We start from the raw sequence: 26,998 nt of genomic DNA on the forward strand, positions 1-26,998 counted from the left end.
TTTAGTTTTCTGCCAGCTCACTCAAGTACTCATAGCGTTCGTACTTGGCTAAAAGTCGCTCGTTTTCTTCATCCATCTGACGCTGGAGACTGGACAACTTACCGAAGTCAGAACCATTCTCATTCATCTCAGCCTCGATGGTTACAATCTTGTTTTCAATCTCTTCGATCTCAGTCTCAATGGTCGCCCACTCCTGCTTTTCTTGGTAGCTCATCCGTTTCTTTTCTTCACGGACTTTGACTACCTTTTCTTTTTCAGGCTTGCTGCTTTCAGCAACCATTTCTAACTCAAACTTTTTCTCATCTAGATAGTCCGTATAATTCCCAAAGAATTCTCGAATGCTACCATTTTCAAAAGCTAGAATCTTAGAAGCAACCTTGTCTAGGAAATAACGGTCGTGACTAACCGTAATGACCGGACCGCCGAACCCTTGTAGGAAATTCTCTAACACTGTCAAGGTCGCGATATCCAAATCATTGGTCGGCTCGTCTAAAAGCAAGACATTTGGTTTTTCAATGAGGAGCTTCAAAAGATACAAGCGTTTCTTCTCACCACCAGATAGTTTTTCAATCAAGGTGCCGTGGGTCGAACGAGGGAAGAGAAATTGCTCCAGCAATTCAGCGATTGAGGTAGATCCTGCGCTGGTCTTGACTTCTTCCGCCACTTCTTGCAGGAAGTTGATCATCCGCTTGCTTTCGTCCAAGCCTTCGATCTGTTGCGAGAAGTAGGCAATCCGTACCGTTTCTCCAATAATGACCTTCCCAGCAGTTGGTTGAAGTTTCCCAGCAATGAGGTTGAGCAAGGTTGACTTCCCAACTCCATTATCCCCTACAATTCCAATCCGATCCTTGTTTTGAACCAATAGATTAAACCGCTGCAGAATCGGTCCTTGATCATAGGCGAAATCGACATCTTGAAATTCGATGACTTTCTTACCGATTCGACTGGTTTCAAAGGACATTTCTAGATCTGTTTCTATGGCCTGGTGAGATAGGTCCTTTTTGAGGTCGTGGAAACGATTGATCCGAGCCTGTTGCTTAGTAGCACGCGCCTGCGGTTGGCGACGCATCCAGGTCAATTCTTGCTTATAGAGTTGTTGCTTCTTGTGAAGTAGAGCCGCATCCCGTTCGTCCTGCTCAGCTTTTAAGCGAACGTAATCCTGATAATTTCCTTGGTATTCGATTAGACCGCCACGGTCCAATTCGAAAATACGAGTTGAAATATTGTCCAAGAAATAGCGGTCATGGGTGATAAAAAGAACAGTTTTTTTAGAGTTCTTCAAGAAGTTGGTCAACCATTCGATGGTATCAATATCCAGATGGTTGGTCGGCTCATCTAACAGCAACAAATCATGGTCTCCCAAGAGAACCTGTGCTAGCTGGACACGGCGACGCAGTCCACCAGACAAATTCCCCACCTTAGCAGATAAATCTTGAATCCCCAGCTTGGTCAGGACAGTTTTGACTTGGCTTTCGATTTCCCAAGCATTGAGAGAGTCCATCTCCGCCATGACTTTTTCCAGTTTCGCTTGCTGGCTCTCATCGTACTGGCTCGTCAACAACTCATACTGACGAATCAATCGGAGCTCTTTCACATCTTCTGACAAGACTGTATCAAGGACGGTTTTGCTATCATCAAATTGAGGTTCTTGGGTCAGATAACCAATCTTATAATCATTCTTTGCAGAAAAAGGAGAACGATCTCCATCATAGCCTGCACGACCAGACAAAACATCTAAGAGAGTGGTTTTACCTGTCCCATTGACCCCGATTAGTCCAATCCGATCCAGCTCATGAATGATAAAAGAAATATCTTTAAAGACCGTCTTATCCCCGACGGACTTGGTTAGTTTTTCAACAATAAAATCGCTCATGCTTCCCCCTTCTTGGCTTCAAGATAGCGACTCAAAAAATCACCAATGGCTTGTTTGTCATTCTCTAATTCACCATCTACAATGGCCCATTCAATAGCAGAAAGCACTTGTCCTAGACCTGGACCTGGTTTTAAGCCGTATTCCTTCATCAACATCCCACCGTTGACCACGATTTCGTGCTTATCATGAATAGCTAGAGAATCATACAATTCTTCGATGATTTGGAAATCTACGGGCAATCCATGAGCCTGACGCAGTTCTTCCGCTAACAAGAGAAGTCTACGGTCATAGCGATAGACATCCCGACGATTTAAACTAGCCTTTTCACGTAAAAGGTAGATTTCAACCAACTGCTCCACCTTCTTAGCGAAGTCACGAGAGGTTTTCCATTTCTTGAAGAAAGCAGAGACCTTATTCTCGTCTAGGGTCAAGAGTAAAGCAGCCCAAGCTTGCTCGGAACTCGTAAAGGTATAATCCATGGACAGCTGGAACAGTTTCTCTAGAGACGATTGGCTATTCTGTAAGAGAGGGAGGTACTGATAGCTTTGGCTAGCAATCACACCTTCTAAGCCCTTGCGCCAATAAGGAGCTAAGAGGAGCTTATCCAACTCAATAAAGACTCGTTCGACAGAGATTTTCTCCAACAAGGGAGCGCAATCTGTCATGGCCTTAAAGGTTGCTTCTTCTAGATCAAAACCAAGACTGGCCTGAAAGCGAAAACCACGCATGATCCGAAGGGCATCTTCGTTAAAGCGTTCTGTCGCTACACCAACGGCTCTTAGGATCCGATTCTCCAAATCTTCTAGTCCGTTGAAGAGGTCAATAATTTCCCCTTCTTCACTCAAGGCAAAGGCATTGACGGTAAAATCGCGGCGCTTGAGATCTTCTTCTAAAGAACGGACAAAATTAACCGCACTGGGTCTTCGAAAGTCGACGTAGACATCCTCTGTCCGAAAGGTGGTAATTTCATATTCTTGATGATTCTCAAGAACTAAGACCGTCCCGTGTTCAATCCCGACATCAATGGTCCGCTCGAAAATAGCCTTGGTCTCTTCCGGGTAAGAGGAGGAAGCGATGTCTACATCGTGGATGGGACGACCTAAAATGGCATCCCGTACAGAGCCCCCGACAAAATAAGCTTCATATCCAGCTTTTCGAATCTTTTCTAATATTGGCAAAGCCTCCTGAAATTCAGAAGGCAGTTTTTTTAATCTCATAATAGATGTTCTAAACCATAGACAAGCTCATGACGCTTGACTACTTCTTTTACTCCAAGATTGACCCCTGTCATGAAGGACACCCGATCGTAGGAATCGTGGCGTAAGGTCAATCCTTCTCCTTGACTACCGAAAATAACTTCTTGATGGGCTACCAGACCAGGCAAGCGAACCGAATGGATGTGCATGCCTTGGTAGTTGGCACCGCGAGCACCTGGAAGACTCTCTTCTTCATCTGGCGCTCCCTGCTCTTGTGGTTGACGGACCTGACTGATCAGCTCAGCTGTCTTCACAGCAGTCCCACTCGGTGCATCCTTCTTCTTATCATGATGCAACTCGATGATCTCTACATTCGGGAAATACTTAGCTGCCTGCGCTGCAAATTGCATGAGCAAGACTGCACCAATAGCAAAGTTTGGCGCGATGAGGCCTCCAAGATTCTTCTCACGAGACAATTCAATCAAGTCAGTGATTTCTTCTGTTGTAAATCCAGTTGTCCCAACCACAGGCGCTAGTCCATGCTCCAAAGCAAAGCGGGTATGTTCATACGCCACTTTAGGGATGGTGAAGTCAATCCACACATCCGCATCCAGCGACAAAACACCTTCTTTGTCATGAAAGACCGGAACACCTGCCAGCTCGTTTTCAGACGCATGGGGATCAATCAAGCCAACTAGTTCAAGCTCGGGGTCTTCTAACACCATGTGATAAGCTGCTTGGCCCATCTTCCCTTTAAAACCTGCAATCACTACTTTAATTGGCATGTTGTCTCCTTATACTTTCGGTACAAAACTGATAGCAACACTGTGATTTCCTAAGTGCGTACCAATGACACTGCCAAAGGTCGCAAATGGAAGCTCACCAGCAAAACCGTCTTGATGAAGAATATCGCGAAGCGTTTCTGCTTTATCCAGTGCATTCCCATGGATGATAATGATCTGATAGTCTTTATCTGCAGTTCCTTCTTTGACAATCTCAGCTAAGCGTTTGATGGCTTTTTTCTCAGTCCGGACTTTCTCGTATACCTCAATCACGCCTTCCTCGTTAAAATAGAGGATGGGCTTGATGCTGAGGAGATTCCCTAGAATCGCCGCTCCATTGGAAAGACGACCCCCTTTGACCAAGTGATTGAGATCATCAACCATGATGTAGGCAGAAGTCCCATCGATTTGTGTCTGGATGTTGGCTAGAATTTCATCAAAAGAACGGCCTTCATCAGCCCATTTAACTGCTTCTTCAGCCATCCACCCAAGAGGGGCGCTGGTAATCTTAGAATCTGGAAAAGCGATCGTAAGATTTGGAAATTCATCTTTTATATACTGGATATTGTGATAGAAACCAGAAATACCAGAAGAAAGGAAAATCCCTAAAACATGGGTATAGCCTTTAGCCTCTAGTTGCGGTAAGAGTTCTTCTAATTCCGCGATACTAGGTTGGCTCGTTTTCGGAAGTTCAGAAGAAGCTTCCATTTTTTGATAGAACTCTTCTGCTGTCAGATTTTTACCTTCTACGTAAGATACTCCATCAATGACAACTGGAATATCTAGGACAAATAAATTATCGTGTCCTCTTGATTCATCTGATAGATAGGCAGAAGAATCTGTGATGACTGCTAATTTCATGCATTAAAACTCCAAATTAATCCCTGGTAAATCAAGGGCGATTTCAGTTACCTCATAGGTCAAACGATTCAGCATATTCAAGCAAGGACGAGCTAGTTCTTCCACTTCTTCTTTGCTGAATTCGCTTGGCTCGCTGACCAAACGATTGTGAATGTGGTTGATTTGGGTAATGGTCCCGCTGATGACAAAGCCATCAAAGACAATCATATAGGTCAAAATAACGATTAAAGAGGTTGTCTTCAACTCTGTATCGCGTTGAATTAATTGAAAGTTGACGTCTACTTTTGTCTCGGGAGTTCCATTTTCTTTTTCCCATTCAAAGTTACGAGCATCATAATGATACTGGCTGACGAATTCTTTTTCACGTTGGATATCCATACTTGTTCTCCTAAAAATAAGCGTTATGAAAATTATACCATAAATTAAATCAAGATTCTATTGCAGAACCATGTCTTTTCATACTGTTTTCTATCAAAGAAAGAGAAAAAGGCTGGGGAAATTCCAACCTTTTCGTCATGATTAGTTTTTAGGTTTGCGAAGCAATCCGAACAAGATACCACTTACAACTGCACCGATCAATACGAACAAGATGTAAAGAAGTGGATTTGATGTAAGAGCGATAACGAAGATTCCTCCGTGAGGAGCCATAAGTTTCAAGCCTGCAAGACCAACAAGGGCACCTGTCAATGCAGAACCTGCAATGAAGCTAGGGATGGCACGAGCTGGGTCAGCTGCACCGAATGGAATGGCACCTTCTGTGATGAAGGAAAGACCCATAACGATGTTTGTCAAACCTGAATCACGTTCTTCTTGTGTGAATTTATCTTTGAACAAGACAGTTGCTACGAAGACTGCCAATGGTGGAACCATACCAGCCGCCATAACGGCTGCCATAACAATAGAACCACCTGAAGCAACAGATTCAGCAAGTGTACCTGTAGCGAAGACATAAGCGGCTTTGTTAACTGGTCCACCCATATCGACAGCCATCATACCGCCGACGAGAAGTCCAAGAAGGACAGCTGAGCTACCTGACAAGCTTGAAAGGAAGTTGTTAAGACCAGTATTGATAGCAGCCATTGGAATATTGATGAGGAACATCAAGAACCCTGTCAAACCAACACCAAGTAATGGCAAGAGAAGGATTGAACGGATACCATCAAGAGAGCGTGGAAGACCTGCTAGAGCTTTACGAAGAACAAGAATCACTCCACCTGCAAGGAAACCACCAACTAAGGCACCAAGGAAACCAGATGATACTGCTGCTGGCAACTCACCTTTAGCAGCGCCGTAGGCGATATTTCCAAATGCTGATCCTGAGCTAGCAATAGATCCAGCGATAAACCCTGCTACAAAACCAGGTTTTTCAGCGATTGAGAATCCGATGTACCCTGCAAGTACAGGAAGCATGAAGCCAAAGGCTGCACCACCGATTGTTTTGAATTGAGCTGCTAATTCATGGTATGAACCAAGTTGAGACAATTGATCTTGAGGCACCCCAAGGATTTGGTCGACCAAGAAGGCAAGGGCAATCAAGATACCACCACCGATAACGAATGGAAGCATTTGAGAAACCCCACTCATCAAGTGTTTGTAGAAGGCTCCACCCAAGCTCAATTTTTCTTGGCTTGCGCTAGCTTGTGCAGCATTTTCAGCGAGGAAGACTTCTGCTTTGCCATCCAAGATGGTTTGGATCAATTCTTCTGTCTGACGGATACCAGCTGCGACTGGTTTAGAGATCAATTTTTTGCCATCGAAACGTGCGGTTTCAACTGCCTTATCTGCAGCAATGATGACCCCTTCAGCTTTTGCGATTTCTTCAGCTGTCAAGCGGTTGCCGACACCTGATGCCCCGTTGGTTTCAACACGGACTGTAACACCCATTTCTTCACCTTTTTTGATGAGGGCTTCTTCCGCCATGTAAGTGTGGGCGATACCAGTTGTACATGCTGTAACAGCAACGATGAGCGGTTTGTCAGATGAAGCTGCTTCTTTGACTGATTCTGCTTTTTTCGCTTCTTCAGCTACAGCTTCTTGCTCTTCTGCATCAAAGGCTGCGATCACTTGATCAGGAGTGCTTGCTTGGCGAAGTTTGTCCGCAAATCCTGGTTTCATCAAGTACTTAGACAATTCAGCAAGAGCTGCCAAGTGGGTATCATTTGCCCCTTCTGGAGCTGCGATCATGAAGAACAAGTCTGTTGGTTGACCATCCAGTGAAGCATAGTCAACCCCCTTGTTTGATTTTGCAAACAAGACCGTTGCTTCTTTGACAGCTTCATTTTTGCTGTGGGGCATAGCGATCCCGTCACCCAAACCAGTTGAAGTTTGTGCTTCACGGTTCATGATGCCAGCCTTGAAGGTCTCAAAATCTGTCACCACACCATTGTCGACGAGCGATTGGACCATCTCATTGATCACGCCCTCTTTATCTGTTGCTTGAAGATCAAACAACATCACGTTTTTATTTAAAACGTCTTGAATTTTCATAGTTTTTCTACCTCTACTTTTTCATAAGTTTCTTTAATATATTCAGCTATCGCCAAGTCATCTGAGAAGGTGGTCGCTGTTCCACAAGCTACACCCCATTTGAAGGCTTCGATGACATCTCCTGTTGTTGCGAGTTTCCCAGTGAAACCTGCTACCATGGAATCACCAGCCCCGACAGAGTTCTTCACCTGCCCTTTGATAGGTTTCGCGAAGTAGGTACCACTTGGACTGACAAGAAGAGCTCCATCGCCCGCCATTGAAATAATGACGTTTTGTGCTCCTTTGGCCAAGATTTCTTTGGCATAGCGTTCAATTTCTGGCAACTCCGTCAAGGTCACTCCAAAAATAGCTCCCAATTCATGGTTGTTTGGTTTGACCAATTGGGGATTGAACTCCAAGGAATCAATCAAGGTTTGCCCTTCAAAGTCACAAACCACTTGCGCACCTGTCGCACGAGTTGCTGCGATCAATTGTTTGTAAACGGCATTCCCAAGTGAAGATGGAGCAGACCCTGCAAAAACTACCACATCATCCGCTGTTAAGCTTGAGAGGATGGTGAGCAATTCTTGCAACTGCGCTTCCGTCACTTCTGGGCCGTTCCCATTGATCTCGGTTTCCTCATCGGCCTTGATCTTGACATTGATCCGTGTATCTTGGTCCACTGTCACAAAGTTGGTTGAAATAGCTTCGCTGGTCAGTACGTCTTCAATGAAGCGTCCTGTGAAACCACCGATAAATCCAGTCGCTGTGTTCTCGATATCAAGACGCTTTAAGACACGACTGACATTGATTCCCTTACCACCGGCGAATTTATCTTCCGAAGCCATCCGATTGACCGCCCCTGTCTCTACATGATCGAGACGGACGATGTAATCAATCGCTGGATTTAATGTAACTGTATAAATCAAACCTCAATAACCTCCGTTTTTTCTTTTAATTTAGAAAGGATTTCCGTATCTGAAGCATTGGTAATGATGGTTGCTCTCTTCACTGGAGCTACCTTAACAAAAGATGTCCGCCCAAGTTTTGACGAGTCCAGGAGAATGTAAGTATTCTTTGCATTCTCTAAAATGGCCCGTTTGACTGCCCCCTCTTCAAGATCCGGAGTGCTGTACGACTCTAGGTCGACGCCATTCATCCCAATAAAAGCTCGATCGAAACTTAACTGACCGATTTGATTCAAGGCCATCCCTCCGATGCTAGCGTCAGTCGACGTCTTGACCATCCCTCCGATGATGACCGTCGGAATATCTCTCTCCACTAAACTCGCTGCATGGTGAATGGAATTGGTCACAACTGTAACGGTTGGATTGGCCAATTCATGAACTAATAATTCATTGGTGGTCCCTGCATCGATAAAGACAACTTCAAAATCTTTGATCAATTCTGCTGCTTTTTTTGCAATAGCAGATTTTTCTTGCACGTTTTTGATCGCTTTATCTTTATTGCTTTCTTCTTCCTGCAAGGAATGGAGACTTTCAGCCCCACCATGAATTCGTCTCAGTTTATTCTCAGCTTCTAGCTCATCTAAATCACGCCGAACCGTTGATTCTGAAGAGTTTAACTCTTGAACTAAATCCTCAATAGAGACGATTCGCTCTTTGATAACCTTTTCTAAAATGATATGTTTTCGTTCAGATTTTAACATATAACCTCCTTTCGGAAACGATTACAAGGACTATTATACTCTCTCATCTTTCAAAGTCAAGCATTAAATATCATTTTCTTTCATTTTCTATCAATTTCTTTAAAATCGTCCATTATACTTTCTTTTCATATCGCTACTTAAGTCTTGAACAAAATACCTAAAAACCTCAGCAGTAAATTTCTGACAGAATAAAAAAGAGGCTGGGACAAAAGTCCTAACCTCTCAATTGTCTTTGGATTATCGAGCAAGACTCAGTGGTTGAGTGGGCTCTACTACGCTGATTTCATCAGCTTTTACAGCCCTACTCAACTGTGCGGAGGTGGGACTACGAAATCGAATTCTAACGAATTACCGATTTCTGTCCCACTCTCACTTTAACAACTATTCATCTTTTTTAAACCCAAGCCCTCGGAACCATTTGGATAATCCCTTTTTACTTTTGTGTTCGTCTTTTCCAGTAGGTTTCTCAAGGTTAGCTTCTTCTTGCAAGTGATCTTCTGATTGAGTAACTTCTTCCTCTCCTGCTACTGCAGATTTATTTCCATCCTCATTTGAATGAATTTTCTCTATTCGACTCCTGAACTCACTAGCTTCTTTTTGGTAAGCCATAAAACTTGCAAAGGCTGTTTCAAATTCTACTTTTTTCTTTTCAAGTTCAGTTTTTGCGGAAGCCACCAAGGCTTGGGCATCAACTAGCAGTTCAGATGAATTGGTAAACAGTTTTAGATGACCTTTAGCTTGCGTTAATTGTTTTTGAGCGATTTGAAGTTGGGCATGTGCGCCTTCAAGTTTAGATGCAGTCTCTTTCGCTGCATTCTGTAAAGCTTCTAATTGCTTTTTATCTTCTTCTAATGCCAGAGTAACATTTTTCAAGGCTTCTTCTTTCGGGCTAATACTACCTTGTATACGAGCTCGTGATACTGCCAGTGAGTTTTCGGCTTCCTTGACTTCTATAGACGCAACCTGCCATTTCTTCATCAGTGAAGCTAGGTTACGTTGTGCACGCGCCAATAGTTGCTCATGACTTGCAAGAGAATTCTTAACATCGAATAAATGCCCAGAAAGGATATTGATGCGAGACTCTTGGTTAATCTTTTCAACCTTTAGGCTCTCCAATATATTTTTTACAGCCTTCACATCCGCTTTTGTCGTCCTTGCATTGGCAACTTTTCTCATCCACTTGGTCAGTTCTTCGCTGGTATAAAGCGGGCTTCCTTCTTCAAAGAAAGCTGCTTGAGATACCTCTAAATCTGGATCATAGGCAACTGAAATGGCCTTGTATTGATTTCCCATCATTTGGACATAGTGGCCAACCTTAGCAAATAGCTCCGGTCCCATTTTTCTGGAGATCTGTCTAGGATCTAGCTGACTTTCATCCGTCGGTAAATCGAATTGCTTGGCTAATTGACGATAGTGGTCTTTTTCACTATACCAGAAGGCAACCGCTTCTCTAGGTCGATAGCCCCAGGCAACATTCTCATTCTCTTGGTAACTGGACAAGCCTTTTCGATGGTTTACATAATACTCTGTTTGAAGTTGACTAGCAGGCAATTGATAAGGATCTACCAAGAGCTCCTCTAAACCAGCCTGGCGACGGTACAGATTAATCGTATCTACGATTTCTAACGCTTTTAAGACGTTATCTAATCTAGTGACCTTTCCACCTGCCAGCTGGTCCTCTTCACTCCTACGGCTATAAAGAGACAAGGCTCCGACAGCGCCTTGGTCACCCGCCTTGGCCCACTCTTTAAGTAAGGTCTCATAGCTCGCCTGTTGAAGATTGATGGGACTCAGCATTGCCGCTTCACGGACCTGTTCTAACTCCACTTCTTTTAGAGAAATTTGATGGGCTAATCGCTCAATTTTCTCCTGTGCACCAGCAATCTCACTAGAAACCTGCTTTAAGACCTGAGGCACATTGGCATGAGTTTCTGTCAGATTAACTACTAATGCTTGAGCTATTTTTAATTCGTTTTGCACCTGCTCCTCTTTTTGCTGTGCGTTGGCTAATACTGTCTCATCGTTCTGGATGGGTTGTTTGGCTTTTCTCAATTCATTACCTGCAATATCAACAAGCAACTGTTGGGCAGCAATTTTATTCTCTTGATTCTTTATGGCAGAACGGACTTGGCGATCGGCTTCTGTTGCTTGGCGTACCTTGTCTTCTTCTAAAGTAACAACTGCTTCTGCAACCGCAACTTCATTTTCAGTTTTGCTAATGGAGGTTTGATTGGAGTCTTTAATCCTTGCTTCAGTGGTATGCAAGTTCGCTTCAGCAGCTTCAAGACCAGACTTGGCTACATTGTATTCAGATTGAGCTTGATTTAAGCGCAAACGTTGGTCTTCTACTTTTTTTTCAGCTTTTAACAACTGTTCATTTAAGATATTCATATCCATAAAACTTGAATCCATTCCAGTCACATCCGTCGACTGCTGATCAGCAGCAGCCTCCTGGGAGATCTCCTCTGCTTGCGCCTTATGTCCAGCCAAACCTGAAAAGAGGGTTGTCGCAGCGACACCCGTTGTAAAGACTGATTTTCCTATTTTTTTGCTCATTGCAATCCCCACCAAAACTTTTTCATTTCTCTTCTCTCTTCATAAGAATACCACATTTTGTTACCAATAACTAGTAGGATGGGAAAGAATTTTTCTAATTTTAGAGCAAAAGAAAAACAGCTGTCGCTGTTAGTCTTCCTGTTTAATTTGCTTCAACATTTTTTCTTCTTCTGCTGACAATTCATAGTTTTCTAGCAGATCAGGGCGACGCTCCAAGGTCTTTTTCAAACTCTGATAGAGACGCCATTGACGGATATTTTCATGGTGACCACTCATGAGGACATCTGGAACCGTCATCCCTCGGTATTCATAAGGCCGTGTGTATTGGGGATACTCTAAGAGACCAGACGAAAAACTATCATCCTGGTGGCTGGACTCTTTTCCGATCACCTCTGGAATCAAGCGGACTGTCGCATCAATCATGGTCATGGCTGCTAGCTCACCGCCCGTCAGAACATAATCCCCCAAAGAAATCTCATCTGTCACCAAGGTCTTGATCCGCTCGTCATAACCCTCATAGTGGCCACAGATAAAGATCAATTCCTCTTCCTGAGCTAATTCTTCAGCATAGGCTTGGTCAAAGGTCCGACCAGCAGGATCCAGTAAGATCACGCGCGGATTCTTTTTCTCAATGGCATCAAAGGCATCAAAGATCGGCTGCGCTCGTAGAAGCATACCTTGCCCACCACCATAGGGCTCATCATCGACGTGGCGTGCCTTCTCCGCATATTCACGAAAATTATGGTAGTTTATCTCTAATAGGCCTTTCTCACGCGCTTTGCCGACGATCGAGTGCTCCAAAGGCGAAAACATCTCTGGAAAGAGGGTTAAAATATCAATCTTCATCGTCTAACCCTTCTAAGATGTCCACATCGACCCGATTACCCGGGATATCGATATTGAGCACCACTGGTGGGATATAAGGCAAGAGAAGGTCTCGTTTGCCTTTGCGTTTGACTACCCAGACATCATTAGCACCTGGTTGCAGGATTTCCTTGATCTGACCGATTAGCTGGTCATTTTCATAAACATCAAGGCCGATGATCTCATGGTAATAAAACTCGCCCTCATCCAAATCCGTCAAGTCTTCTTCCGCAACCTTGAGGCTAAAGCCCTTGAATTTTTCGATGGCATTGATATGGTACATATCCTTAAACTTGATGATGTCGAAGTTCTTGTGCTTGCGGTGGCTAGCAATGGTCACTGTTTGGACGAACTGATCCTTCTCATCAAAGAGGGCCAATTCAGCTCCTTTTTTAAAGCGCTCATCCGCAAAGTCTGTCACAGACAAGACCCGCATCTCTCCTTGTAAGCCTTGGGTATTTACAATTTTCCCAACGTTAAAATAATTCATGATTTCACTACATTCCTCTTTTAATTAATTTATCTTTACAGTTCTCTAATAAGAGTTGCAATTTTTTCCGATTCTGACCAGTGTAGATAGTGGTGGTTTCCACCTAGAATGAGTTTCGTATTTGAATTCCAATATTCTGAATCTCTGTACTCTTTTTCTCTGTACGCCTGACAAAATACGAAAACAGGAATATTATCTGCTAAGGTCAAACTATCAAAATCTTCAGCGGTAATATTTACTGATATCTGAAATCCAGGAACTTGCTTTTCCAATTCTAAGCCCTTTTCTTCCATCAATTCCCAAATCAGTCTATCAGTTTCAGGTTCAAATGTTGCATGAGTTAGTCCCTTAAAATAATTTTCCGGACCACATTCTTCAATCATCCTCATTTGCTCTTCCATTTCTGGATAAGGATTTTTTGAAAAATCAGCAAACATTATATTTTTTGTTGTTGGTTCAATTGCTATCAAAGCTTGACACTTAATTGGTTTACTCAGTAACTTTAAAGCCAAAACACCACTTAAACTATGAACACAAAGTATATAATCGGAAATTTCCAACCTTTTCAGGATTTCGAATACTGCTTCAACAAGATTGTCCAAATTAATTCCTGTTTGACTATGAATCGGACTCCTGCCTGTATTCGGAAAATCAATCGTTAAGTAACCTATTGAGGAAGGAAGTTTTTCAAGGATTGGTAGGAAATTTTCATAACTTGGTATCAAACCAGCACCATTTAAACAAACTAGTATTTTATTTCCCTTTTTATAAGTAACAGAGAGACAACCAATCTTTGTAGTTACTTCAAATCGGTTCATATCAAAATAACTCCTTCTAAACAACAATTCACTTAACATTCTTAGGTTTTATTTTATCACGTTCAATAGATTTTCTCAAATGGACTTTCTTGCTAAAAAGCCTTCCAAATCTTGTTCATGCTGATACTTGATGGCTGCCTTCTTGTCTTTTTCAAAAATGGTCTTCGTTAGGTCGATATGGTTGATAGCTGCAATTGCCACTGTGTAATGAATGATATCTGCCAACTCCTTTGCCAATACCTCGTTTGAATCTTGGACACCTTCTTTTCTACCTGAACGTCCATTTAAAACCTCAGCGACTTCTCCAACTTCTTCCACTAGTTTGATAAAAAGTCCTTCTTCTGTTCTAGATTGTTGATAATGATCAAGTAAGTATTCCTCTAGTTGTCTAACTGTTAAATCTCTCATTCCTTCTCCTTGCAACAAAAAAACGGGACAGAGTCCCGCCTTTTATTTTTCGTCAATAACGATTCTTACTTTTTTATCTTCAGTTGGGACAGAGTAGACAATCGTTCTTATCGCAGAAATGGTGCGACCTTTCCGACCGATCACTCGACCAACATCGCTAGGATCAAGGTCAAGGTGGTACTCCAAGAATTCAGGAGTATCTTCGATCTTGATGGTTAAGGCATCCGGTTGTGAAATCAAAGGTTTCACAATTGCAATAATAAGATTTTCAATCGTATCCATACATCAACCTACTTTTTGATTATTTTGAGAATTTAGAATCGTGGAATTTCTTCAAGACACCTTCTTTTGAAAGGATGTTGCGAACTGTATCTGAAGGTTGAGCTCCATCAGCCAACCATGCAAGAACGCGGTCTTCTTTCAAAGTAACTTGGTTTTCTTCAACAAGTGGATTGTAAGTTCCAACTGTTTCGATGAAACGTCCATCACGTGGTGAACGTGAATCTGCTACGTTGATACGGTAGTAAGGTTTTTTCTTAGAACCCATACGAGTCAAACGAATTTTAACTGCCATTTTTATAAGTCTCTTTTCTATATTTTAATTTTCGGTGAAATAGACAAGCTATTTAGCACATGATCTATTATAACACATTTTATAGACCTGTCAAGAAAAAAACTTGACACTATTAAAAATTTTTTAATCGATCTCAAAGTAATAAGATCCTTCATCTTTGGAATCCGATTCAATCACATAGTTCCCAGAAGGAAGACCGGATACATCCAAGTGCTTCCCTTCAAATTCTTTGGCGAGGGAAGTTACCGTAACGGTAAAGGAAAACCCCTTAATTTGGCGGTAGGTAGCATAATCCAAGGTCAGAATCCCTCGAAGATCTGTTTCTCCTATTTTTTCAGCAGCCAGTAAGTCTCTTGCCAATTGATCTTCAAAATCGGGATTTTGGTTTGGTAACTGAAGACGAACCTCGCTTACCTCGAGGCCTTGTTGATGAAATCGCTTTTTTATCTCTTGCTTTAATTGTTGAAATCCTTGAGATTCCGTAAAGGCTCTTTCAAAAAACGGGGCTACTAACCAACTGTTGTAATGTTGAGCCAGTTCTCCTGCCGTGTCATAGTTTTTCCCAGTTTCTTCTTTTGATAGATGAGTCGCATCGGGAAAGTCAAACTGGACCGTCTTTCCCTCAACCCTTTCTTGATAGCTATAGGCATATTCGGTCGACATCCCATGGAGTTTAGCTGCTTTAAAATGTAGGTCTCCTTTAAATCCCGCTTCCTGATAAAAGCCGGAAATTTGCTGTTGGATTTCTTTTTCTTCTTGATTACTAAAATAAAAAAGAAAACAAATCAAGAGAGCGCCCCCTATGAAGTATGCACGAATCAGGTAGCCGATCCATTTCTTGATCCTACCCTTTATTTGTTTTAATTTATTCATTCCTCCATGATAACAAAAAACTAGCCCGAGAGCTAGTTTGTAATGGAATGAAATTTGAACAAAGCTTATTCAGGTTGTTAAAGAGATGCTTATATTTGATGCTCCTCCACATCACCGCTACATTCAATCCAGGGATATTGCTTCATCAGATAGGTCCAAAAATGATGCCACTCCTCTTTCTGATAGCTGATAGCGAGATAGTATTCCTTGTAGTCAAAATCCCTTAACACAAGAAAATACTTAGGAGGAAGAAGTGATTTGTTTCTACCAGAGTACCTACTATAACTATACTTTTGAAATTTCTGAAGTTGGATTTTCCAAATGTCCTCATCTATTCTCAGATAGTCGAAACAAGAGCGATAGGTTATCAAATAACCCTTATATACTAGTAACTTCAACCTCGGTTCACTAAATGTTGATTCCTTCTCTATCTCCAGCAAAGAGATTGATTCGTTCCATTGCTGCGAAAACTCTCTGCCTTTTCTGCTTGTTTTACAAATCAGACGAACAAATTCGAATACTTGCCGAATGAGAATGAAAGAAACCGTGCAGCCTAGCATTATCCACGCTCGAAACCCTTTTCTTTCCTGAACAGTAGCTTGGTCCCAATCCATCCCATTCAATAAGCATAACAAATAGAAAGCTGCACCAGCTAATAGGAGGATATAAGCTAGTTGAATAAGAAATTGAAAAAATAAATTTCTTCTAATCATTTAACCCCGTTTACATCTCCTTCTTTTCAGGTCAATTCCATTTCACCTCTAACTGAAAACAACTGGTATCAGTACTAGGCTAATCTTTTCGCAAGAGAGCCAATAACGCCTCATAAGAATCCACTTCATAAGTCGGCACTGCTGGACTGGTATTTTCTTTATGATTCGGATTGTACCAGACGGTATCAATCCCCGCAGCATTGCCTCCAGCGATGTCCGCCGTCAAAGAATCCCCAATCATGAGAGCTTGTTCCTTAGCAAATCCTGGGATTAGGTTCCCAATTTTTTCGTAAAAGGCCACTTCCGGTTTTTGAGTTCCTAATTGTTCAGAGATGAAGATTTCTTTGAAATAAGGTGTGATGGCTGACTGCTTCAAGCGCCCTTGCTGAATAGCAGTAACGCCGTTGGTAGCACCGTAGATCTGGTAACCTCTTTCTACTAGCTTAGCTAACATGTCTTCTGCTCCTGGGAAAGTCTGTCCCTGTTGACTAATGTAGTCCTGGTAGCGCAAGGCCATCTCTTCACCATCTACTTGTCTTCCAAAATGGGCAAAGGCGATGGCAAACCGGCTGTTAATCAAGTCTTTCTTGCTAATCTTCTTTTGCTCCAAATCCTTCCAGAGCCCTTGGTTCATGGGTTTGTAGTAATCCTTAAAAGCTTGAATATCTTGAACCCCCTGATCTTGAAGAAATTGCGTTAAGGCAACTTCCTCCGCTGTATCAAAGTCCAACAAGGTGTGGTCTAAGTCAAAAAGTAAAAATGTATATGTCATTATAAACGATCCTTCAATTTTTCTACAAATAAATAGGCTGCTGGGCAAGTGAGGGTATTCTTGATAGTCAGATGGTTGATCTGGTAGATTTTCTTGCGATCTGTATGAGGAAATTCTCGGCAAGCCTTGGGACGCACATCGTAGATGGAGCAGAGATTGTCACCTTCAAGGAAGGGGCAAGGCATAGCTTTAAAAACCTTATCCCCATCTTCATCGACTTGAAGAAATTCCGCCTCAAAAGCGGGAAGCTTCATCTTGAAATACTTGGCGATGCGCGTGATATCTGCTTCTTTAAAATCGGGGCCTAGGGTCTTACAGCAGTTGGCGCAGGCGGTACAATCAATTTCTTGAAAGACTTCATCGTGAATCTCTTGGGCTATTTTATCTAGATTTTTAGGCGGCTTCTTTTTCAGATTTGCCAATACCTTGCGGTGCTCCTTTTGCTTTTGAACCGCTAACTGATGGTATTTTTCTAAATCAATTTCTTGAGACATAAACTACTTTCTAATTGCTAAATGAATAAGATCATTATACCATACTCAACAAAAAAGAGCAGGTTAAAACAAATGGAAGACACCACTCATTCTATCCTACCCTCAAGATCTTCGATTAAAAGAAATCAATTTCCCATAGTAGCTACTTTTCCATCGCCTCATGACTTTTATCAGACGCTTTTGAGCTTGGACATATTGGCTTATTCTTCATAAGAACTTAGGCTTTTGGACCTTTCTCATCCAAACTCCAAGTTTCCTCAATGTAAGGAATGAATTGAGCCAAGGTCTTTGGATCCCCTTCAAAAGACATCAAGTATACCTTATCATCCTTTTGGAAGACCCAAGTAATGAGGTACTGTCCAGATTTAAGGATAATATTCAGCTGCAAGGCTTCATTTCCTGAGACAGTGGTCTTCGCTCCCCACATTTTCTCTACTTCTTTATTGTCATTCCAATAGTAAGCAATTCGGTTCGCAATCAACTCTGCGTTGAAGACTTCCCCTTCACCGACATTTGCTTTCTCTTTAGTATACCCGTTCATGGTAACGATGTTGTAGGCACTTCCATCCGTAAATTGAATGCTATCTCCACCATCTATATCTGTAAATTTAATCCACTTGCTTGGGATATCGATATAACCATAATCTGCAGAACCAACCCGCTTGGTTTCGACAGAACTCTTAGTATCATCCGATGATTTTGACTCCACCTTGCTAGAAGTCTTTTTACTAGAGGATTTTTTGCTCTTTTTTACCACCTCAGTGGAACTAGATTCAGATGACAATGGTTTTCTAGACTCTTTTTTAGGTGTGCTACAAGCTACAAGGGCAACAGCTGATAAGACCGAGACAGTCGCTAGTAGGAACTTATTTTTCATCTTTCCTCTCCTTTGTGATGGATTTTGATACCTCTAGTTTATCACGTTCAATGAAGATTTGAAAGCGCTATTTGTCTAGTCCGAAAGAAAAAACGCCCCTATCGGGACGTTTGATTTGTTCGAATATTTCAGAGAGAATCTTACTCCTCATCCATTGACAGAACTGACAAGAAGGCTTCCTGCGGTACTTCTACCGAACCGATAGCTTTCATCCGTTTCTTACCAGCTTTTTGTTTTTCAAGAAGCTTACGTTTCCGTGAGACGTCCCCACCATAACACTTGGCCAAGACGTTCTTACGAAGGGCCTTGATATCTGTACGTGCAACGATCTTATGACCGATGGCTGCTTGGATAGGCACTTCAAACTGTTGCCGAGGGATAATCTTCTTGAGCTTCTCAACGATTAATTTACCACGTTCATAAGCAAAGTCCTTGTGAACGATAAAGCTGAGAGCATCGACGGTATCCCCATTAAGAAGGATATCCATTTTAACCAATTTAGAAGGACGGTATTCAGACAACTCATAGTCAAAGCTTGCATAGCCACGAGTAGAGGATTTCAATTTATCAAAGAAATCAAAGACAATTTCCGCCAGTGGGATTTGATAGATGACATTAACCCGATTTTCATCGATATAGTCCATGGTCACAAAGTCCCCACGTTTGCGTTGAGCCAATTCCATGACAGCTCCGACAAACTCTTGCGGCACCATGATTTGCGCTTTGACATAAGGTTCTTCGATCGAAGCGATCTTGGTTGGATCTGGGAACTCAGATGGGTTGGACACATCTAGCACTTCTCCGTCTGTCAAATTGACCTTATAGATTACAGACGGCGCTGTCATGATCAAGTCAATATTGAACTCGCGCTCCAAGCGTTCCTGGATAACGTCCATATGAAGGAGACCCAAGAAACCACAACGGAAACCAAAACCAAGGGCTTGAGATGTTTCAGGCTCAAATTGAAGACTAGCGTCATTTAATTGCAATTTTTCCAAGGCTTCCCGAAGATCGTTGTATTTGTTTGATTCGATTGGGTAAAGACCGGCAAAGACCATTGGGTTCATTTGCTTGTAACCATGAAGGGGCTCGCTAGCAGGATTGGACGCCAAAGTCACAGTATCACCGACACGAGTGTCCGCAACAGTCTTGATAGATGCTGCAATATAACCAACATCTCCTGTCGCAAGGAAATCACGACCAACCGCTTTAGGAGTAAAAATCCCTACCTCTGTCACATCAAAGGTCTTGCTATTGCTCATCAACTGGATGGTGTCGCCAGGCTTCACCATACCATTAACCACCCGAACTTGAAGGATAACTCCACGATATGGGTCGTATACTGAGTCAAAGATCAAGGCTTGCAATGGAGCAGCAACATCCCCAGTAGGAGCTGGAACTTTCTCGACGATTTGTTCCAAAATCTCTTCAATCCCGATACCAGCCTTGGCTGAAGCTAGGACTGCCTCACTGGCATCCAGACCAATGACGTCTTCTACTTCTGTTCGTACCCGTTCTGGATCTGCAGCTGGCAAGTCGATTTTGTTAATGACTGGAAGAATTTCCAAATCATTATCCAGCGCCAAGTAAACATTGGCTAAAGTCTGGGCTTCAATCCCTTGAGCCGCATCCACTACAAGAATGGCTCCCTCACAGGCAGCCAGCGAACGAGAAACCTCATAAGTAAAGTCCACGTGTCCCGGTGTGTCAATCAAGTGGAAGATATAGGTTTCCCCATCTTTAGCCGTGTAATTCAACTCGATGGCATTAAGCTTGATGGTAATCCCACGTTCCCGTTCTAGGTCCATGCTATCCAAAAGCTGGGCTTGCATTTCCCGACTAGAAACGGTCTCAGTTTTTTCTAAGATTCGGTCCGCCAAGGTTGACTTTCCGTGGTCAATATGGGCGATAATGGAGAAGTTCCGAATCTTCTCTTGTCGTTTCTTTAATTCTTCTAAATTCATTTTTTCATCCTTATAAAACTCTTCAGTATATTATAACAAAAAAGATAGGCCTTTGCCTATCTTAATCCATTATTTTCAAAAATCGCTTCTGTGTTTTATTTCCTTCATAACCTATATGTTCATAAAAAACATGGGCATCTTTACGATGAGAGGCAGAACTCAAACGAATAAAGGAATAGTTATGAGTTCGAGCAAGAGCTTCAACTCGCTCCATCAATTGCCGACCAATCCCACGTCCTTGAGCAGATGGGAAAACAGCAAGTCCTAAAACATTTAAACCCGGATCGCTATATATACTCTCATAGGCTTCTGCTTCGACATAGCCTAAAATATTTCCAGTTTGGTCCTCTTCGTAAACAAAGCAAAAGTGACCCGAATCTGGCTGTTTGAATTTATCGATCTGAGCTGTTACTTTCTCAAGGGTCGAATCATACCCCAATGCCTGGTGGCACAAATCACGAATTTGACCTGCATCTTTAATTTGAACGGTCCGAATCATACTTTTACCTCCATGAAGTCTTTTCCTTTATTTTAGACCTTATACCTAAAAATATCAAGTTTTAAAATATATTAATAGAATATATTGTGTTTCTATTTAATTCGAATTAAAATAATTAATGAACAATAAAGGATTTCTATTTACTTTTTCGATTTAATTCGCTATAATGAATTGTAATGTAAAAAGGAGGTGAAGCTCTTGGCAAGAGGACGTGGAAAAGCAAGCCCACAAGATAAAGAGGCTTTGCGCATTATTTCCGAAAAAATAAGAGAACTATTAAAGGTTCAGAATAAGAAACAGGTCGATTTATCTCGTACTACTGGTATCCCAGCTAGTACCTTGACTGGCTATGTAAAAGGGACTTCTCTCCCAGTCAGTGAAAACTTAGAAAAGATTGCTAGTTTCTTTGAAATCCCCATCTCTGACCTAGATCCTCGTTATGGACAACCAGATACCTTGGAGGATTCTAAGATTGAGTTTATCTATAAGCAACTGGATGAGGATTTTCAAGATTCACTCTTAGAGGAAGCCAATCGCTTGTTGGTTTTACAGGCTGAACGGAAACGTATCGAGAAAAAATACACACCATATACGGTCTTCGATAGTTATGCTGCAAGTCAAAGTGCTTCTAAGGGAGATTTGGTTTGGTTTGATCAAAAACTGGCCTATGATCTAGCACTTTGGATTCATACAGACTCGCTGGAACCTAAATATCCAAAGGGATCTGTTGCCCTAATCAAGCAAACTTTCTACGATACTGCTGGTGCCATCTATGCTATTGAGTACGATGGGCAAACCTTGATCAAGCGTGTCTTTCGTGAAGCACAAGGGATTCGTCTCGTTTCTCTCAATAAAAAGTACAGTGATAAGATTATTCCTTTAGAAGAGGAACCGAGAGTCATCGGAAAAGTCATTGCTAGCTTTCTACCAGCTAAGGAGGATGAGCTATGATTCGATTAGTTGCTATTGATTTAGATGGGACACTTTTATCACCAGACAAAACCATTAGTCCTGCTAATAAGCAGGCTCTTTTGGATGCTGAAGCTGCTGGTGTAAACGTCGTCATCTGTACAGGTCGCCCTCTCTCTGGTGTTCGTCCAATTTTTGAAGAAATCGGCTTCAAAAGTAATCACTCCTACTCTGTGATTAATAATGGTTGTACAACTGTCAAATCATCAGATTGGTCTGTTATCAGTTATGATGCCTTATCTGAAGAAGATTTGGTTTATCTCGATCAACTGACTCAGGAGATCCATCCTCAATTAAGTTTATTCGATTTAAATCGCTATATCATTTTGAATCGAAAACCTTCTGAAATAGCTAAAATGGATGCTAGCATCGTTTCTGCAGTCCCCGTGTCACTTGCCCTAGAAGAAATTCTTGAGGCACAACCGATTTTCCAAGGAATGTTTATCGATCAGAAAGAGCAGATTGATGTCTTTCAAGAAACCTATGAAGAAGTATTAGCCCAGCGCTTCCACACTATTCGCTCCCAACCGATCCTATTTGAGATCCTTCCTAAAGGGGTAAATAAAGCGACCGGCTTAAAGGCACTGGCTGAATACTTGGGAATACCAAGGCAAGAGGTCATGGCTATCGGGGATGAGAACAACGATATTGAAATGATTGAGTACGCGGGTCTTGGAGTTGCTATGGGCAATGCTCCAGCTGCTATCAAAGCCTTGGCTGATGTTACTACAACTTCTTACGAAGAAGACGGTGTCGCTACTGCTATCAAGCGTTATGTTTTACAAGCTCAGAACTAGAAAAGGAAAAACAGATGAAATACCCAACATTATTAGAACGATTTTTAACCTATGTCAAAGTCAATACTCGCTCTGATGAGACTTCAACAACAACTCCTAGTACAGCGTCTCAAGTAGAGTTTGCAAAGAAGGTACTACTCCCTGAAATGGAACGAGTTGGATTACAAAATGTCTATTATCTTCCAAACGGTTTTGCTATTGGAACTCTTCCAGCAAACGATCCAAGTCTCACACGTAAAATTGGCTTTATCTCCCATATGGATACAGCTGATTTCAATGCTGAGAATATCCGCCCACAAGTCATCGAAAACTATGATGGTGGCACTATTGCGCTTGGTGATTCTGGTTATTCGCTAGATCCTGCTGACTTTGCTAACCTTCATAACTACAAAGGTCAAACCTTGATCACTACTGACGGTATGACACTTCTTGGTGCAGATGATAAATCAGGGATTGCTGAGATTATGACAGCCATCGAGTACTTGACTGCTCACCCTGAAATCAAACACTGCGAAATCCGTGTTGGATTTGGACCGGATGAAGAAATTGGAATTGGGGCAGATAAATTTGATGCAGAAGACTTCGATGTAGACTTCGCTTATACAGTGGACGGTGGTCCTCTTGGTGAATTGCAATACGAAACCTTCTCTGCTTCAGGAGCTGAAATTACCTTCAAAGGCCGTAATGTTCACCCAGGAACTGCTAAGAACCAAATGGTGAATGCACTCCAGTTAGCCATTGACTTCCACAATCAACTCCCTGAAGAAGACCGCCCTGAAAAAACGGATGGCTACCAAGGGTTCTACCACTTGATGAATGTGGATGGAACTGTTGAGGAAGCGCATGCTAGCTACATCATTCGTGACTTCGAGACAGAGAATTTCGAAGCTCGTAAAGCCATGATGGAAGACATCGCAAACAAGATGAACCAAGAACTTGGTGCCGAACGTGTTCTTTTGACACTTAAAGACCAGTACTACAACATGAAACAAGTCATCGAGAAAGACATGACACCAGTCAACTTGGCTAAGGAAGTCATGGAAGATTTGGGCATTACGCCGATCATTGAACCTATTCGCGGTGGTACAGACGGTTCTAAGATTTCCTTCATGGGAATTCCAACTCCAAACCTTTTCGCTGGTGGCGAAAATATGCATGGTCGCTTTGAATATGTCAGCCTTCAAACCATGGAACGTGCAGTGGATACCATCATCGGAATTGTTAGCCATTCCTAATCCAGTGTTTTGTTTTTAAAATTTCTTCTGTTAAAATAACCAAAGAATTTCAGATAAAATATTTAATCTACTTGGAAACTTTCCTTAGGTGAGTACGGACGTCAGCGAACTTCCAAGAAGTTCCATGACTTAGTTTTGAGCCTAAGGTCTCAAAACTCCCGAGTGCCTGAAACAAAATTGTTTCAGGCACTTTTCTCACTGCGGAAAGTTTTAGAACTACTTAACTGTATCAAAAAATGAGCTCATGTTTTTAAATAGTCAGCTAACTATTTTATATAATAAACAGTTTGTTTTTATCCTAAAAAAGCTTCGGTTATTTTGACCGAAGCTCTTTTTCTATTCATCTAGATATACTACCTGACTAAACTGGCTGTTAATCTGGTCTTGGTAAGTCTCATAAATTGAAAGAGGGATTCGCAAGCAAGTATCTGCTGCATGTCCTGCAAAAGGACGATGTGTCAGAAGGGCTACTTTTCTTCCCTTTTCATGCTCCTGCTTCAAGCGATCTATCAGTCTAAGAATCTGGCTCGAATCTTCTGGAGCGATTCGATCAACCAATAAGCTCCATTGACTCCAATCTGGTGCCTCATTCTCGCCACAGATAGAAGTATAGTAAGAAACCCTTTCGCCAACTTGACCGAATCCAGCTGTTAAATCCAAAGGACGTAATTTTAGCTCAGGACATAGTTGCTCCTTCTCTTGTCGCTCATACAAGTAAAGATTATATAAAAACTGGAGATAAAAAGGGTCCATACGGCTCAGGTCACTCACTTCTTCCATCTCGAATCCTCTATGAAATGCCTCTAAGATAGATGAGAAACGATATGGCATTCGTTTGGCGATCCGTTGGATCAATTCATCGTCTGAAACTTCCTTCAGAATATGCTTAGGCCATTGATCCGAACCGAAGTTTTCAACAGCTTGCTGATAGGCTTCTTCTAGACTTGTACCAAACCCATGAATTGCACCAACTGAATGAATTTGTGTATTGAGAACTTTTGTCACCTTTTCCATTGGAAAGACGGGTAGTTTAAAGAAAATACGATCTAGAGTGGGTTCAAACAGGGCTGTAAGACCCTTCATCGTAGGATGAGGAAGGTCCAAAAGGTGGTCGCCTAACTTTAAGCATAAGGCTTGGTGGTAAATCGAATAACCTAAGGCCATGGACATGGTCGAGAAGGAATCCGAAGCAAAAGGATTGACCTCAAGAATATAGAATTGGTAACTCTTTGGATCTAGTGCAAACTTAATAGATGTCGCTCCAACCAGTCTCAAGTGCCGGACAATAGACAAGGCTGCCTCTCTCAAGGTCTGATGCTCGGTATCCGTCAGCGTCAGACTTGGGATGACTTGATAAGAATCGCTGGAATGGATCCCCACCGGGTCGACACTCTCAATGTTTCCCGCAAGGTAATAATTATCCTGACGATCTCGGACAACGATGTATTCCAACTCCTTGAAACCAACCGTCGAGAACTCCAACAAACACTGAGCCTGTGGCGATACTTCTAGTCCCTTTTCGACAGCATCACATAAATCATCCAAGTTATTAGCAATCCGACGACCTTGCCCATGCTTGCTGGCAAGCGGCCAAACAACAATAGGGAATTGGATCTGCTCCGAAAACTCAATAGCCTCTCGCACTGTCGAAACCAAGGATGAGGAAGGAACTTGATAACCTAAGTCCTGTAGAAATGACTTTTGGTCTGCCTGGTGGTAAAAGGTACGGTACTGCCTAAGCGAAGTTCCTAAAATACGGATCTTGTGTTCCTTGAGAAACCCAATTTCTTCTAATCGGAATAGTAGCCCAAGGACTTGCTTATCCGCAAAAGACAGCAGTAAATTTTTTGTTTTCGTCGCTAGAAGGGCTTCTTTGAGACTGTCCAACTTTAAACGAATAACCGAAAGAGCATCTCCTGCTTCTTTGGTGATGTCGTTCTCGTCTCCACAATAGAGGACTTCTGTCTGGTAACCACGTTCTTTTAATAAGGGACAAGACGTGAGTGCTCCAAGCAAACTGACATCATTGAAGGATTCTGCACACAACAGCGTTACTTGATTCATGACCATAACTCCTCCCTTCTTTCGTCTAATTTACTTTCAATCAAATCCATAAATTCATCATAGAAATAAAGACTTTCCCTTGGTCCTGGACTGGACTCAATATGGTAGAGGACACCTATCAAGGGAAGATAGCGGTGACGAAAGGCCTCAATCGAGTGATCATGAAGCTCCTCATGGGTGATCAGAAAATCACGTGGAAGAGTATCGCGTTCAATGTTGTACTGGTGATTCTGGCTAGTGATTTCGACTTTTCCGGTAGCCACCTCTTTTACAGGAATGTTAAGTCCTCGATGAGGACTTTTTAGTTTCGCGAGGCTTCCCCCGTGGGCAAGGGCCAGTAATTCCGCCCCCAAGCCGATCCCCATAATCGGAATATGAGGATCGATTTTAGCAATAACCTGGCAAATACCATCGATATGATGAGGATTCCCTGGACCACTGGATAGAATGATGCCATCTGGCTGCAAATCCTTTAATTCCTTCAATTTAACTGAATAAGGAACGACCGTGACGTTACAACCTCGTGCAATCAATTGACGCAAAACGGAATGCCGTAATCCCAAGTCGATCAAGACGATACTCTTCCCAAATCCTGGTGCAGCATAGGGGGTTTTGGTCGACACCTGGCGGACTTGGTCAAAAGGCAAGACAGTTGCCCGGAGCTGGTCTAAGATATGCTCAATCGCATCCCCTTCATTGACCACTGTAGCCTTCATACTTCCATGTTCAGTGACAATTTTAGCCAGCTTTCGAGTATCGACTCCTTGGATCCCTGGAATATTGTGTTTTTTCAGGTAAGCATCTAAGGATAACTGTTTGCGCCAATTACTGGGATGACTCGCTAATTGGTGCACTACCACTGCTAGACACCCAGGAAAAATAGATTCATAATCATCTCGGTTTATCCCAGTTGTACCAATAACTGGAAAAGTAAAGGCTAATATTTGCCCCTTATAGGACTGGTCGGTAATCAACTCCTGATAACCCGTCATGGCAGAATTTAAGACCAATTCCCCACTGACATATGTATCAGCTCCAAAACCAGTTCCTTCAAAAACCGTCCCATCTTCTAATACTAAGAGACGTTTTACCATAAATTCTCCTTACAAACTCCAAAAAGAAAAGTGAGAAAAGACCACCTTTTTGTAGACTCCCTCACTTATCCTTTCTATTTTCTTACTCTA

Annotated in this window: 26 protein-coding genes; 3 read left to right on the forward strand and 23 right to left on the reverse strand. The window is 42.3% G+C overall.

What is annotated here, in order from left to right; genetic code table 11:
- Nucleotide 1: 1 nt before the first annotated feature.
- From FJR71_RS02740 to FJR71_RS02845, 21 genes are all read right to left on the reverse strand, one after another.
- A complete protein-coding gene (locus FJR71_RS02740) occupies nucleotides 2-1,873 on the reverse strand; it encodes an ABC-F family ATP-binding cassette domain-containing protein (protein ID WP_140814033.1) in 1,872 nt (623 codons plus the stop codon).
- A complete protein-coding gene (locus FJR71_RS02745; RefSeq protein ID WP_140814034.1) occupies nucleotides 1,870-3,090 on the reverse strand; it encodes a CCA tRNA nucleotidyltransferase in 1,221 nt (406 codons plus the stop codon). Before FJR71_RS02745 ends, FJR71_RS02740 begins: the two co-directional genes overlap by 4 nt.
- Nucleotides 3,087-3,854: a 4-hydroxy-tetrahydrodipicolinate reductase gene (gene dapB / locus FJR71_RS02750; RefSeq protein ID WP_048716094.1), complete on the reverse strand. Its 768-nt coding sequence runs from the start codon at nucleotides 3,852-3,854 to the stop codon at nucleotides 3,087-3,089. The genes FJR71_RS02745 and dapB overlap by 4 nt, the downstream gene beginning before the upstream one ends.
- Nucleotides 3,855-3,863: 9 nt before the next feature.
- Nucleotides 3,864-4,712: a DegV family protein gene (locus tag FJR71_RS02755; RefSeq protein WP_140814035.1), complete on the reverse strand. Its 849-nt coding sequence runs from the start codon at nucleotides 4,710-4,712 to the stop codon at nucleotides 3,864-3,866.
- 3 nt (nucleotides 4,713-4,715) lie between these two features.
- Entirely contained in the window at nucleotides 4,716-5,090 is a 375-nt protein-coding gene (locus tag FJR71_RS02760) for a DUF1149 family protein (RefSeq protein WP_006596301.1), read from the reverse strand.
- Nucleotides 5,091-5,231: 141 nt separating this feature from the next.
- Entirely contained in the window at nucleotides 5,232-7,199 is a 1,968-nt protein-coding gene (locus tag FJR71_RS02765; protein WP_140814036.1) for a PTS fructose transporter subunit IIABC, read from the reverse strand.
- Nucleotides 7,196-8,107 (reverse strand): 1-phosphofructokinase, encoded by a 912-nt coding sequence (gene pfkB / locus FJR71_RS02770; RefSeq protein WP_140814037.1) that lies wholly within the window; start codon nucleotides 8,105-8,107, stop codon nucleotides 7,196-7,198. Before pfkB ends, FJR71_RS02765 begins: the two co-directional genes overlap by 4 nt.
- The gene (locus FJR71_RS02775) at nucleotides 8,104-8,847 is read right to left on the reverse strand and encodes a DeoR/GlpR family DNA-binding transcription regulator (protein ID WP_048716102.1); all 744 of its coding nucleotides are present in this window, start codon (nucleotides 8,845-8,847) and stop codon (nucleotides 8,104-8,106) included. Before FJR71_RS02775 ends, pfkB begins: the two co-directional genes overlap by 4 nt.
- A gap of 381 nt (nucleotides 8,848-9,228) precedes the next feature.
- Complete coding sequence (locus tag FJR71_RS02785) at nucleotides 9,229-11,403, reverse strand: coiled-coil domain-containing protein (protein WP_140814038.1); 2,175 nt, start codon at nucleotides 11,401-11,403, stop codon at nucleotides 9,229-9,231.
- A gap of 129 nt (nucleotides 11,404-11,532) precedes the next feature.
- Nucleotides 11,533-12,249 carry a tRNA (guanosine(37)-N1)-methyltransferase TrmD gene (trmD, locus tag FJR71_RS02790; protein WP_140814039.1) on the reverse strand — a complete coding sequence of 239 codons (717 nt, stop codon included), beginning with the start codon at nucleotides 12,247-12,249 and terminating at the stop codon, nucleotides 11,533-11,535.
- Nucleotides 12,239-12,757, reverse strand: a complete 519-nt coding sequence (gene rimM, locus FJR71_RS02795; protein WP_037615386.1) for a ribosome maturation factor RimM — start codon at nucleotides 12,755-12,757, stop codon at nucleotides 12,239-12,241. The genes trmD and rimM overlap by 11 nt, the downstream gene beginning before the upstream one ends.
- A gap of 35 nt (nucleotides 12,758-12,792) precedes the next feature.
- On the reverse strand, nucleotides 12,793-13,575 hold the full coding sequence (locus FJR71_RS02800) for an alpha/beta fold hydrolase (RefSeq protein WP_140814040.1): 783 nt from the start codon (nucleotides 13,573-13,575) through the stop codon (nucleotides 12,793-12,795).
- Between the two features lie 75 nt (nucleotides 13,576-13,650).
- A complete protein-coding gene (locus FJR71_RS02805; RefSeq protein ID WP_107849268.1) occupies nucleotides 13,651-13,983 on the reverse strand; it encodes a MazG nucleotide pyrophosphohydrolase domain-containing protein in 333 nt (110 codons plus the stop codon).
- Between the two features lie 42 nt (nucleotides 13,984-14,025).
- Nucleotides 14,026-14,265: an RNA-binding protein KphA gene (kphA, locus tag FJR71_RS02810; protein WP_003001620.1), complete on the reverse strand. Its 240-nt coding sequence runs from the start codon at nucleotides 14,263-14,265 to the stop codon at nucleotides 14,026-14,028.
- Between the two features lie 19 nt (nucleotides 14,266-14,284).
- Nucleotides 14,285-14,557 (reverse strand): 30S ribosomal protein S16, encoded by a 273-nt coding sequence (rpsP, locus tag FJR71_RS02815; RefSeq protein WP_006596292.1) that lies wholly within the window; start codon nucleotides 14,555-14,557, stop codon nucleotides 14,285-14,287.
- Nucleotides 14,558-14,680: 123 nt separating this feature from the next.
- Nucleotides 14,681-15,430: a hypothetical protein gene (locus FJR71_RS02820; protein ID WP_140814041.1), complete on the reverse strand. Its 750-nt coding sequence runs from the start codon at nucleotides 15,428-15,430 to the stop codon at nucleotides 14,681-14,683.
- Nucleotides 15,431-16,222: 792 nt separating this feature from the next.
- Nucleotides 16,223-16,915: a pyrimidine 5'-nucleotidase PynA gene (pynA, locus tag FJR71_RS02825; protein WP_125336092.1), complete on the reverse strand. Its 693-nt coding sequence runs from the start codon at nucleotides 16,913-16,915 to the stop codon at nucleotides 16,223-16,225.
- On the reverse strand, nucleotides 16,915-17,409 hold the full coding sequence (locus FJR71_RS02830; protein ID WP_048690661.1) for a YkgJ family cysteine cluster protein: 495 nt from the start codon (nucleotides 17,407-17,409) through the stop codon (nucleotides 16,915-16,917). Before FJR71_RS02830 ends, pynA begins: the two co-directional genes overlap by 1 nt.
- Before the next feature lie 217 nt (nucleotides 17,410-17,626).
- A complete protein-coding gene (locus tag FJR71_RS02835) occupies nucleotides 17,627-18,286 on the reverse strand; it encodes a hypothetical protein (RefSeq protein ID WP_140814042.1) in 660 nt (219 codons plus the stop codon).
- 140 nt (nucleotides 18,287-18,426) lie between these two features.
- Nucleotides 18,427-20,250 carry a translation elongation factor 4 gene (gene lepA / locus FJR71_RS02840; protein WP_140814043.1) on the reverse strand — a complete coding sequence of 608 codons (1,824 nt, stop codon included), beginning with the start codon at nucleotides 20,248-20,250 and terminating at the stop codon, nucleotides 18,427-18,429.
- Between the two features lie 61 nt (nucleotides 20,251-20,311).
- On the reverse strand, nucleotides 20,312-20,749 hold the full coding sequence (locus FJR71_RS02845) for a GNAT family N-acetyltransferase (protein WP_140814044.1): 438 nt from the start codon (nucleotides 20,747-20,749) through the stop codon (nucleotides 20,312-20,314).
- 198 nt (nucleotides 20,750-20,947) lie between these two features.
- Here FJR71_RS02845 and FJR71_RS02850 point away from each other — a divergent pair, with 198 nt between their 5' ends.
- The 3 genes from FJR71_RS02850 to pepT are packed head-to-tail and all read left to right on the forward strand — an operon-like array spanning nucleotide 20,948 to nucleotide 23,750.
- On the forward strand, nucleotides 20,948-21,700 hold the full coding sequence (locus FJR71_RS02850) for a LexA family transcriptional regulator (protein WP_048788868.1): 753 nt from the start codon (nucleotides 20,948-20,950) through the stop codon (nucleotides 21,698-21,700).
- On the forward strand, nucleotides 21,697-22,515 hold the full coding sequence (locus FJR71_RS02855; protein WP_140814045.1) for a Cof-type HAD-IIB family hydrolase: 819 nt from the start codon (nucleotides 21,697-21,699) through the stop codon (nucleotides 22,513-22,515). Before FJR71_RS02850 ends, FJR71_RS02855 begins: the two co-directional genes overlap by 4 nt.
- Nucleotides 22,516-22,529: 14 nt before the next feature.
- Nucleotides 22,530-23,750, forward strand: a complete 1,221-nt coding sequence (gene pepT, locus FJR71_RS02860; RefSeq protein WP_140814046.1) for a peptidase T — start codon at nucleotides 22,530-22,532, stop codon at nucleotides 23,748-23,750.
- Nucleotides 23,751-24,086: 336 nt separating this feature from the next.
- On the opposite strand, the gene FJR71_RS02865 is transcribed toward pepT, so the two are convergent.
- Both FJR71_RS02865 and FJR71_RS02870 read right to left on the reverse strand, forming a co-directional pair.
- Complete coding sequence (locus tag FJR71_RS02865; protein WP_246040089.1) at nucleotides 24,087-25,814, reverse strand: ATP-binding protein; 1,728 nt, start codon at nucleotides 25,812-25,814, stop codon at nucleotides 24,087-24,089.
- Nucleotides 25,811-26,908 carry a carbamoyl phosphate synthase small subunit gene (locus FJR71_RS02870; protein WP_126404309.1) on the reverse strand — a complete coding sequence of 366 codons (1,098 nt, stop codon included), beginning with the start codon at nucleotides 26,906-26,908 and terminating at the stop codon, nucleotides 25,811-25,813. The genes FJR71_RS02865 and FJR71_RS02870 overlap by 4 nt, the downstream gene beginning before the upstream one ends.
- Nucleotides 26,909-26,998: the final 90 nt, after the last annotated feature.

It is taken from the genome of Streptococcus xiaochunlingii, from assembly GCF_006385805.1.
Lineage (GTDB): Bacteria > Bacillota > Bacilli > Lactobacillales > Streptococcaceae > Streptococcus > Streptococcus xiaochunlingii.